The sequence below is a fragment of the Novimethylophilus sp. genome, from assembly GCF_036504375.1.
Classification (GTDB): Bacteria; Pseudomonadota; Gammaproteobacteria; order Burkholderiales; family Methylophilaceae; genus Novimethylophilus.
Genome location: NZ_DASXVH010000033.1, coordinates 31,020 through 41,770 on the forward strand (window position 1 = coordinate 31,020; position 10,751 = coordinate 41,770).

The 10,751-nt window shown below is 54.6% G+C and carries 11 protein-coding genes; 6 read left to right on the plus strand and 5 right to left on the minus strand.

The window, feature by feature from the left end; genetic code table 11:
* Position 1: 1 nt before the first annotated feature.
* From VGK14_RS04375 to hisC, 3 genes are read right to left on the minus strand one after another with little or no spacing between them, the layout of a single operon-like run.
* Positions 2-937, minus strand: coding sequence for a peptidase U32 family protein (locus VGK14_RS04375; RefSeq protein ID WP_331507707.1), 936 nt, complete (start codon positions 935-937; stop codon positions 2-4).
* Positions 938-964: 27 nt separating this feature from the next.
* Positions 965-1,948 carry a peptidase U32 family protein gene (locus VGK14_RS04380; RefSeq protein ID WP_331507708.1) on the minus strand — a complete coding sequence of 328 codons (984 nt, stop codon included), beginning with the start codon at positions 1,946-1,948 and terminating at the stop codon, positions 965-967.
* A gap of 14 nt (positions 1,949-1,962) precedes the next feature.
* The gene (gene hisC / locus VGK14_RS04385) at positions 1,963-3,393 is read right to left on the minus strand and encodes a histidinol-phosphate transaminase (protein ID WP_331507709.1); all 1,431 of its coding nucleotides are present in this window, start codon (positions 3,391-3,393) and stop codon (positions 1,963-1,965) included.
* A 1,421-nt stretch (positions 3,394-4,814) separates the two neighbouring features.
* On the opposite strand from hisC, the gene VGK14_RS04390 reads away from it, so the two are divergent.
* On the plus strand, positions 4,815-5,843 hold the full coding sequence (locus tag VGK14_RS04390) for a site-specific integrase (RefSeq protein WP_331507710.1): 1,029 nt from the start codon (positions 4,815-4,817) through the stop codon (positions 5,841-5,843).
* A gap of 125 nt (positions 5,844-5,968) precedes the next feature.
* Here VGK14_RS04390 and VGK14_RS04395 read toward each other — a convergent pair whose 3' ends face one another.
* Both VGK14_RS04395 and VGK14_RS04400 read right to left on the minus strand, forming a co-directional pair.
* A complete protein-coding gene (locus tag VGK14_RS04395; protein WP_331507711.1) occupies positions 5,969-6,643 on the minus strand; it encodes a nucleotidyl transferase AbiEii/AbiGii toxin family protein in 675 nt (224 codons plus the stop codon).
* Positions 6,636-7,121, minus strand: a complete 486-nt coding sequence (locus VGK14_RS04400; RefSeq protein ID WP_331507712.1) for a helix-turn-helix transcriptional regulator — start codon at positions 7,119-7,121, stop codon at positions 6,636-6,638. The genes VGK14_RS04395 and VGK14_RS04400 overlap by 8 nt, the downstream gene beginning before the upstream one ends.
* Positions 7,122-7,457: 336 nt before the next feature.
* Here VGK14_RS04400 and VGK14_RS04405 point away from each other — a divergent pair, with 336 nt between their 5' ends.
* The 5 genes from VGK14_RS04405 to VGK14_RS04425 form a co-directional block, all read left to right on the plus strand.
* Entirely contained in the window at positions 7,458-7,910 is a 453-nt protein-coding gene (locus VGK14_RS04405) for a hypothetical protein (protein WP_331507713.1), read from the plus strand.
* A gap of 24 nt (positions 7,911-7,934) precedes the next feature.
* On the plus strand, positions 7,935-8,777 hold the full coding sequence (locus VGK14_RS04410; RefSeq protein ID WP_331507714.1) for a hypothetical protein: 843 nt from the start codon (positions 7,935-7,937) through the stop codon (positions 8,775-8,777).
* Between the two features lie 32 nt (positions 8,778-8,809).
* Positions 8,810-9,169: a hypothetical protein gene (locus VGK14_RS04415; protein ID WP_331507715.1), complete on the plus strand. Its 360-nt coding sequence runs from the start codon at positions 8,810-8,812 to the stop codon at positions 9,167-9,169.
* The gene (locus VGK14_RS04420; protein WP_331507716.1) at positions 9,166-9,477 is read left to right on the plus strand and encodes a hypothetical protein; all 312 of its coding nucleotides are present in this window, start codon (positions 9,166-9,168) and stop codon (positions 9,475-9,477) included. The genes VGK14_RS04415 and VGK14_RS04420 overlap by 4 nt, the downstream gene beginning before the upstream one ends.
* Positions 9,474-10,751 (plus strand): DotA/TraY family protein (locus VGK14_RS04425; protein WP_331507717.1); only part of this gene is annotated, 1,278 nt, incomplete at its 3' end. The genes VGK14_RS04420 and VGK14_RS04425, both read left to right, overlap by 4 nt.

Consider the following 10,751-nt stretch of genomic DNA (forward strand, 5'->3'; position numbering starts at 1 on the left):
GTCAGGATCTCCCGAAGTAACGCTGGCCGGCGCTTTCGAAGTAATAGCCGTTGCACAATCCTTCGCGCGCGAAGGAGCCGAGGTCGGCGATCACCGGTGCGTAGTCCAGCGCCGCTTCGCCGGCGAAAGCTTTCTCCAAGGCTTCCCGATAAATGCGCCCCACCCGGCCGACGTAGTCCTTGCCTTCGCCCTTGCTTTGCACGTAGAAGGCGTTGAAGCCCATCTCCACCAGCGTCTGGGCGTGTTCCACCATGCACAGGTCCTTGCCCGACAGCGTCATGCGGCCGGTATCCTTGAGCGACCAGTCGGCACGGCTGCCGTCGTTGCGGCCGCGCTTCAGCCAGTGCTCGTCGGCGCAAGCGTAAGTGCAGCTGCCGTCGTCGGCGCAGCCTTCTTCGCTGTGTTCCATGATGAAACAGGTTTCCGAGATCACCAGCGGAATCTTGCCGTGCACCGGCACCAGCACCTGGATCGGCGTGTTTTCCGCAATGTAGGCGATTTCCTTGAGCGATAGCTCGGGATTGGGGCAGACGCGGGCGACGCCGTAATCCTTGAGCGCCTTGGCGGTTTCGTGGGTATACAGGTTGCCGAACACGCCGAGGTGCACCGGCACCTGGCAACCCTTGGTTTTGAGCATGCGCAGCAAACCGAGGTTGTGCACTTCGAAGCCGTCGAACGGCATCGTCAGCGCCTCGTCCATCAGGTCTTCCACCCACGGCAGATCGTGGTTGCTGGGCACCGCGTACATGCGCAGATAGCACTTCTGGCCGCGCGCTTTCACTAGCTCCAGCCCGGCCTTCAACTGATCGACGTTGGAGCTGAAGTTGTTGGGATATTCCGGGCAGGAATAGTCACCGAGGTAGGTGGCGTCGTAAGGGGAAAAGTCGCCTTCGCGCAGTTCCTTGATGTTGCAGGCTTCGGTGGATAGTTCAAACATGGGGTTCTCCTGGTTCATAACAGCTTCTTAAAGCGTGGCCGCCATGGCACGCCGCGATTCTTTTTCCGCTTCGGTCAGCAGGCGGTTGTCGCGCTTGGAGCGCTCGGTACGCCAGCGGCTGCGCAAGGTTTCCAGTTCCTGGGCGTACTGGGCGAGGTTGGGATTGTCCGATCCGAGAATCTGGTCCACCGCCTGCCGGTAGACGCGGGTAATGCTGCGCACCAGTTCGGGCGAACGGTCGCGCCCCGGCACCTTGAGGCAGCCGACGCCGGCCTCCAGATATTCCGGCAACTCTTCCAGCCACAACGCGGGGTTTTCCTTGATGGTCATCGGCTCGTCGAACTCGACCTGGCCGATATTGAATTTCCAGTCGGTCTGGCATACGCGCAGGCAGTCGCCGCCGCGCGAGGCCGAACCGTGGAAATGGTCCTTGCCGTTCGCGTCCAGCCAGCGGCGGAAGCTGAAATAGCTGCTCATCATGCATTTGCCGGGGCAGATCTTGCCGCCGGAGGGCGTCTTGAACAGGAACACTTCGATACCGACGTCGTTTTCGGACGTAATCTGGCGGATTTCCTCTACCGTCAACCGGTATGGCAGCACCACGTAATCCGCACCGGCATCGCCCAGGAACTTGACGTCCTCGTAATTGGTGATGCCGCAGCCGACGCTGGTATGGATTTCCACGTCCGCGGGCAGAATCTCGCGCGCCAGCTTGATGGCGCCGATATCGCTGATCATGAAACCGCGTGCGCCCCAGCTGGCGTAGCGCTGGATATGTTCGAGAAACATCGGGATTTCGGTCGAGCTCGGCAAGGTATTCACCACCACCCGCACCTCCTTGCCCTTGGTCGCGGCGTAATCGATCGTATGGCGAATCTCGTCGTCGTTGAGCTCGTCCTGGGCGCCGCGGCGGCTCCAGCCTACCACGCCCACGTAGACCGCGTCCGCGCCTTCATCCAGAACGGCGCGCGCCATTTCCGGCGTGCCTCCCGGAGCCATCATCATTACCATGCCGCTTCTCCTTTTCACGCAAAAACTGGTTGGGAAATTTCTCTGGATTCCTGCAGGATGTTTTCGAATTCATCGAGAAACCTGGTGTTTTCCTCGGGCAGGCCTATGCTCACCCGGAAATATTCGGGCGCGCCGAAGCGCGCCATGTCCTTGACCTTGATGCCGGCCCGATCCAGACGCTCGGCAATATCCGATTCGGCCTGCACCAGCACGAAATTTGCCCGGGACGGAATATAGGAAGCGCCCATTTCGCTCAGCCGCCGCTGCACGCGCTGCAGCTCGGACGCATTGTTGGCGCGGGTGCGGGCCAAGTGAGCGGCGTCATCCAGCGCCGCGGCGGCGGCCAGCTGGGCCATGGAATTGGTGTTGTAATTCTGGCGCAGCCGGTCTATCGCCCTGGCAATCCAGGCCGGGGCGATGCCGTAGCCGATGCGCAGCCCCGCCAGTCCGTACGCCTTGGAAAAGGAACGCATGACGATGACGTTTTTGCCTTTGGCAACCCAGGCCATGGCATCGGCTATCTCGGCCGCATCCACATAGTCGCGATAAGCTTCGTCAACCAGCAGCCACACCTGCTCGGGCAGCCCGTCGACCAACTGCTGCAGTTCGGTTTCGCCGAGGATGGTGCCGGTCGGGTTGTTCGGGGAACCGATCATTACCAGCCTAGTATGCGGAGTTATTTTTTCCAGGATGCCTTCCACGCAGTAAGCGCCCTCCGGCATCGGAACGGGAACCACCGTGCCGCCGGCTGCCCTGGTTGCCGAGCGGTAAACCGGAAACGACGGCAGCGGAATAATGGCTTCGTCGCCGGGAGACAGGCAGGCGCGGGCAAGATGATCGATCAGCTCGCACGAGCCGTTGCCCAGGATGATTTGTTCCACCGCTACGCCAAGCCTGGCCGCGAGCTTGTCGCGCAGCGCCGACGCATCCTTGTCCGGATAGCGATGCAACCGGGCAACGGCGCCGTTGATGGCTGCCACGGCCAGCGTCGATGGTCCCAGCGGATTTTCATTGCCGGAAAGATCGACCGCTTCAGCCGGCCGGTAAAAATAATTGCGCATCGACTCCAGCAGCAGCGGATGCGGATCGGCCATCGGGTTGGCTTCCCGCACCTTGGCCAGCGCTTGTTCCAGCGGCATGCCATGAAACCCGTGCAGATAGCCGACCGCAATCGACGCCGAACGTGAAATCCCCATTTCGCAATGCACCAGTACCTTGCGCCCTGCCTGAATCTGCGCGTTGAGAAAACCCATGGCCTCGCCGATGAACTCTGCCGGCAAAGCAGCCCGGTCCTTGATGTCCATGCTCAACTGGCGGGCAATCCCGTCCGGCCTGACTAGCGCACACAAAGACAGGATGGACTTGATGCCGTGCGCAGCAAGATTTTCCGCATCTTCTGCATCGGCACGGCGGCCCACCGCCAGATATGGAGTGACGAAGTACATAAAATCTCATCAACAGGATAACGGGATCATTTTAACTACATTATCCATGTTGTATATCAAGGTTTAAATGATCTTCACCTCATGATTTTCATTAGGCAGAACGGTAGAGGATGGCCTTAGCGGCTGTATTTTATGGAAAAACCTGCAAATTCAAATTTGGCGGCCAAGACATCTCTTTCTTGCCCATGGTTAGCCGGCGCGGATATCAGGTCGATCGATAACACCGGCGCACTGCCCGCCACCAGCGGCCCATCATGCCGATTAAAAACATAGCTTCAGGCAGAGCGGCTGTTTAGTCGGGATTCAAACGTCACACAATGAGTATTCGTTGCCCGCAGGACATCGAGTTGCGGATTGCGCCTGCTCTTGAATCCCATTGCCCGGCACCCATACGGAAAACTATCGTCCCAGGTGACGTAATAATGGGTGCACTCCCTGCATACAGGCGCATTCTGCTCCGTTTCATCGCTGCTTTCAGGGTTCTTGCGATCCCGCATCCAGGATCCATCCTTTCACATTATTTCAGCGCCCTCTTTTTTTTGTACTCTGCCGGCACAGGGGTAAACAGCGGAATATGGGAAGTATAAGACTTCTGCGCAGGGCGTTCGTTGATCGGGATACCGGCGGCACAATCCGCACATAACAAACGGGCTTCTCCCACACCTCCGCCAGACATCTCCCGAACCCACCATCTGGGCAAATTTCCTTTATTGGTTTTTTCCTGCACCACTCCGCACACGCTGCATGTACATGTATTCTCTACTTGATCCATTGTCTTCTCTACCAAATATTACGGACAAAAAAAACCGCTCGTGGTTGTGACACCAGAACGGTATTAAAGTTACTCTAGGAGAGATTACAAAGAGATATACAGATAAGCGGATGTCATTATATTTTATATCCCAATAAAAGCATTACTGTTAGTCATGAATCAAGGTTAAGGATTTTCATGAACCGGAAGGGGCTCCATCCGAAAAAATAGCGTAGCGGAAACGCCAAAGCTTCCGGCCAGAAGGCTCGACCTGAGCGCAAGCCCATCCCCATCGGTTACCTGATAGGACTTGTCCTTTGGCTGTAAAGCCTTGATTTTAGTGTCGTTGAGAGCCATTTATATAGATTTCCCATGTATAGGATCGAGCTATACATGAATCTATACATAAGAAATCGAGAAGTAAAGACACAAAGTGAGATAGCAAAAGACCCGCATGAATTAAGCATTCATGCGGGTTTTCTGGAACTTTTCGAGACGGTATGAAACATCTCAAAATCATTTACTGGCGGAGAGGGCGGGATTCGAACCCGCGTTAGGCTATTAGCCTAAACACGCTTTCCAGGCCAGTAAGAAGTGTGTCAGTTACAAGGGTTGTAGACCATTTAGGCATTTATTGGCACAATCCTGGCACACCATAGGGGAACCGGTAATGGCGACGATCAGGAAAAAAGGCGACTTCCAATGGCATGTTCAGATCAGGCGCAAGGGCTATCCGAATCAGACCAGAACCTTCATGTACCGAGAGGATGCTGAGAAGTGGGCACGAGCAGCCGAACGCGACATGGATGTCGGGACATTCACAAGCGCCGCCGATGCCGAGCGAACAACACTTCGGGATTTGATCAAAGACTTCAAGGTAGAGTTCGCGCCGCATCACTATCGTGTACGCGATGATGAGAAAGAGGCCTGGCGCTTCCAGCTCGCTCGCCTCGATGATGCGCTAGGCGATTACAGCCTAGCCGCACTCGATCAGAAACTAATCGCCTCTTATCGTGACGGGAGAATCAAGGGCAACAAGGATCGGTCGGCGGTCTCGGAATCGACCGTAAGGAAAGAACTCTACATGCTCTCTAAGGTGCTTGGTTTCGCACAGACAGAGAAAGGCATCGTTCTACCGCGTGGTAATCCGGTCGAACGGATCCGTAAGCCGTCCGATGGCAAGGGGCGGGAACGTCGACTGACAGCAGAGGAATGGCAGGCCTTTGAGAGCGAGTGCCGAGCCTCGCGTAATCCTTGGCTCTGGCCAGCGGTTCAGTTGGCCGTCGAAACGGCAATGCGTCAGGGGGAACTGCTCTCGCTCACCTGGGCACAGGTGAACATAAAGCGAAAGCTGGCTATGCTGACAGATCCGGAGAAAATCAAGAACGAAGAGCCACGAGCGGTCCCACTATCGAGCACCGCTCTTGAGGTTTTCAAGGCCCTACCCCGCGCTGTTTCAGGTGTGGTTCTACCGGTTGAGCGCCTAACTCTCTACCATGCTTTCCGCTACGCCTGCGACAGAGCCAAGGTCAAGAATTTCACATTCCATGATCTACGCCATGAAGCTTTGTCCCGCCTTGCGGAACGTGGTGATTTCACCGTGTTGGAGCTCGCTGCTGTCAGTGGCCATAAAACGCTCCAAATGCTAAAGCGCTACACCCATTTGCAGGCGGAAAAGCTAGCTCAAAAGCTCGGCTGACCCTGCCAGCCTTATCCACGGCCCGCACCTGTGGACAAGTCCGCCGCATACTTATGTGACGCAAGAGCGGACTTGCCCATCAGGCGGCGCGTAGCGCCGGGGCGGTGGGTAAGGCGACCCCACGCTCACCCGACACGCCTATTGAGCAGATCCTCTTTGAGGTTTTTAGCACGTTCCAAACATTCATCGAAGCTCAGGTTGAAATCGATTTTCTCGATCTCGTCGAAGACTGGCGCCATGATGGATTTTCTGGCCTCACATTGCTCGATAAAAGTTGCGATGTTTTTCGTGAAAATCTCCCGATTGGCCAGGATATCGCCATGGTGCTTGTCGATCACCAGCGCAAGGTCGAGCAAATCACGCGGTGTTGCTCTATTGCCACGATGCCAGATTTTCTTGGCAACGATCTCTACCGGCGTTTCCAAAATGATGCGGCGGCCCAACACTACATGCTCTTGGAATGGATTGACTGTCAAGGTAGAGGCCGCCACGAAATCGATTTCGCCCTGCGGCATAAACAACTTCACGTACTCCGCAGCGTCCGTGTATTCGGAGGTGACATCTTCGGCAGGGCCGCCCAATCTCGGGTTAACGTAACCGAGAAATTGCGGATCAGGGATGAAGATATCGATATCCTTACTCTTGCGGTGCTGATAGTGGAACATCAAAACAGTGCCGCCACCGAGACTCCATTTGGGAATCTGAGTCCCATCTTTCGCGATGTCATCTAGCAGCTTGTAGGCCTGCACAAGCAATTCTTGCCATGGTCCATCAGGAAAATGGAGTGACGCTTTATCCAACGCTACTCCAGAACTTGTTAGGAGTCTGAATCTGGGCTGCCACCTGCGCCAGATTTTTCCACACCTGTTTCGCCTGCATATTTTTCTTCGCAGCAAGCTGCTTGATCGCGCCAGCCACCAGGGAAGTAGGCGTTTCATCGATCAGGTGCAACACCTGTCCCTCTAATCCAGGTGGGATCTTGCCGCTCAGCATCAGCTTTTCCAAGTCAGATATCGACATGGTCTTTTTGTAGCTGGTATTGACGTTGTTCAACGTCATTTTGAAGAAGTCCATCTTCTTGCCCGTTGCGAAAAGCGGAGTTCCCACATTCTCGGCAATTTGCGCGAGCTTGACGGCTCCGATATCGCCCACCTTGCCCTTTTCTAGATTAACGATAGTCACCCTTGAGACGTGCGAAGCCTCAGCCAGGGCTTTTTGACTCAAGCCACATGCCGTCCTTTCCTTCTTGATGATTGCGCCGATCGTAGAAATATCCATGTCAAAAACTATAGCCAACCGATCAATAAATGTAAAGTACGATTTACTTTTTACTCATTAGAGTGGCGGCCGCCTGTGTCAAGTTCCCTGCCCCCATAAACATTCACCTTTGCCCCATATCTTTTCACCTTACACCCCATAAACATTCGCCTTTGGTCCCCATAAATATTCACCTTACGCCCCATAAACGTTCACCTTTCACCCCATATCCTTTCACCTTTACCCCATAAACGTTCACCTTTGTCCCGTTTAATTATTCATATTCAATCACTTAAACGACCCTAAACGTTTTGTTTGTCTGTATGTATTTATATAAACAAACAGACAAACAGGCAGGTGCCAGAAAACCTCACGATTTTCACAGACCGCAGTGAAGGTGGGCCAAACAATACGCACAACGCCACTTCTTTCACGCCATTGGCATGCATTATTCAATCGTCAACTGCCAAATCCTGCCATGGCAGTGAAAATTGGAGTCAATTAATGAAAGAAAAAATGCTTAAAGAAACACTTAATTTCGTTGAGCTCGCTGAGTTGCTTTCCTTTTCGCCGGAGACTATACGTGCAGACATCACGCGGCGGCCATGGACTCTGCCGCCATTCATCCGAGTGGGCATGAAGACCATCTGGCTCCGCGCTACAGTCATAGATTGGCTTAAGGCCCGCGAGCAATCAGCTACGCCTCCTGTCAAGTTGGAACCGTTGGAGCCACCACAACCGCCCAAGCGGCGCGGTCGCCGGTCAAAAGCAGACCAAGTTCTTGCCATGCAACGTTCCGCCGCTGCATAAGCCTCAGTCTGCAGCTGGCCAAAAATGAGCGCGAAAATCCTTGGTCTTGTTCTGGAACACTTCCCCGGCGGAGATCACGTTTCTCTCTCAATCGCGATCGTGCTGGCCGATGCCGCCGATCCGGATGGGACCAACGTGAGACCTTCCGTTGCCCGTGTCGCAAAGCTTTCGCGGACATCAGAACGTACAGTGCAGACTCATCTCCGAAAATTCGAGGATTCTGGCTTTCTTGAGAAGGTCGCTGAAGGGGGTGGTCGGGGTCGTCCTACCGAGTTCAAAATCAACCTTGGCTGGATTTTGAAGCATCCAAGCCTCATCGAAGAACTAGCTCTGGCGCGGGAAAGAGGAAAAGGCGCAGCTGTCGCACCCTTTCCTGAAACGGTGCAGATTGAGGGTTCAAAGGGTGAAAAAACCCCGAAAAAAGGGTGCAGAAACCCCGCAGCAGCTGCCGCACCCAACCCACAACCCCAGACTCTTGACCCAGAAAAACAACTACAACCCGCCTCAGATAGCGAGCAAAGTAGTGGTAGTTGTTTGTCCTGGCCCAAAAATCTTCATCCCAAAATCCAGAAAACAATCGCGGCTGAATTGGTTTTTCTAGATTTTGAAACCCAACAACTTGCGCTAGACGAATTGGCAGCTCGACTAGCTAAGGGAGACCTTGGGAACCCACTTGCCTGGTTCCAGGGCATGCTTGCCAGAGGCGTCACTCCCACGCCGGCAGGACAAAAAATCGCTCATCTCCGGCAGGAATCCCAAAAGGAAAACCCCTCGCCTCCAAATCCCGCAGTCAGTAAGGCCTCCTGGGCACGCAATATGAAAAACGTACGTGCAGCAATTGGGCTTTCAGACGCAGCAGCATCGTGACCGGCAGCCAACTATCAAAAAAGGAATTAACTATGGAAGAACAAACAGCTATGACGATTCAACAGCACTATATATTGCGAGATGGCATGGAATCCGAACCTGATTATTCGGCAGAAATTGGACTGCAAGATTTTGCCAATGATTCTCCAATATTCGCTTACAAGGCATTAGCAGATCATGCTGCGAGACTGGGCAGGTATGAGCAGCCGGACAGCAACAAGCGTCTGGCCTGGCTGGAAGACCGTCAAGGAAAAATCGTTGCCGAAGCCACTGTGAGTGCCACGACAATTCTGGATAACGATTTTCAGAAGGCCATCGAGGATGAAGAGCAAGCAATACTACAAGGCGAGTTGGAATGTAACGACGAAGAGGCTAGGAGCATGAAGCCATGAAAACACTGTTCAGATTTATGGCTTCCCCAGCCGTCGGCCAGGCTGGAATAAACATTCTAAAGACGATTCTCGCTTTGTTGCTCGCCTGGGCAAGCGCCGTTTTCCCCGTTGCAGGATGGCACAGACTCTTTTTGAAAATCCCTGGCTGGTATTGGTGGCCAGTAGGCGGATTCCTGGCCCTGTTCGGGATATTCACGAGCTATTTATTTCATCAGCAAGCATGGCTAATTATGGCTGCACCCATCCCGCTACTACTTTCTGCGGATTTCATCCTGATCGTATCAGCGATTTGGGGAAGCCAAAGATGAAACGCCTGCTCACACTTCTTGCACTGTTGTCGATCTCGTCGATCGCCCTGGCTGCCGATTCCGGGCTCCATCAGTTCACGCCTCCACCTGGCGATACCTCCGTGGATTTCCTCCATGAGGTATTCGGCGGCATCGTCAATATGGCCTCGGGTCAGGATGCTACGACCATCGGGGACAAGGATGTGCTGGGCACAATGATGTCCGTCTTCAATACGGCCGTGCTGTTCCTCGGAATGGTGTTTGTGGCCTATACGACCATTACCGGAACCGTGAACAGCGCCCACGATGGCGAGATCCTGGGAAAACGTATGTCGGAAATATGGGTTCCTATAAGGACCGTGGGGGGCACGGCGTTTTTGTTACCCCTGCCGTCCGGTTACTCGCTAATCCAGATCGCAGTGCTATGGCTCGCACTACAGGGGGTCGGCATCGCGGATGTGATGTGGTCAGCGGCCACCAAAATGGTGGCGCAGAACAACATGATCTCCAATCCTGTGATTCCCGATGCCCGGCCGCTGGCTGCGAACATTCTCCGCTTTGAGACCTGTGCCGCCGCCATGAACAAGCAATACACGGACTCTGGGCGTAGCACGCGGATCCAGGCTGTAGCCGTGCCGGCCAAAGTGACCAATCTCGGGGATATGGGCAATCTGACGCCGCTGGACGTCTTACCGCCTGTCGCGGTGTATGACACCATCAAGAATTATGCGAATGCCAGTTATACCACCGTCGATTACCGCTGGCGGGCAGTCGACAGCAATGGCAATCCTGACAATACCTACATCAATCCCGATGTATGCGGCGGCATCTCATGGAAAGAGTCTTGGGAGTCGGGCGAGGGCAATGCCAACACCAAAGTCATTAAGGAGCCTATCCTGGCGGCCCACTCTGCAGCAGTCCGAGCCATGATTACCGAGCTGCGCCCGGTAGCCCAACAGATTGTCGCCGGTCAGAAACCGGCGCCTGGCGCGATCGAGACTGCCACGGAACATTATTTGACCACTTTGCGTAACGCCGCGAAGACGGCGGTACAGAATACCAATGACCGGGCACGCGCCGATTTCCTGAAAACGGCAGAGAGCAGTGGTTGGTTGTTCGCCGGCACCTGGTACAACCATATCGTCAAGATGAATGACGTCATGCAGTCCACACTCAACTCGCTGCCCACCTCGGACCCGATCTCGATCAGCGACGGCCGGGAAACGACCGAGGCTCTGCAGAACTACCAGGACGCCATGGCAGTCGCGAATGAGTACGCCAAAAACCGGGTATCG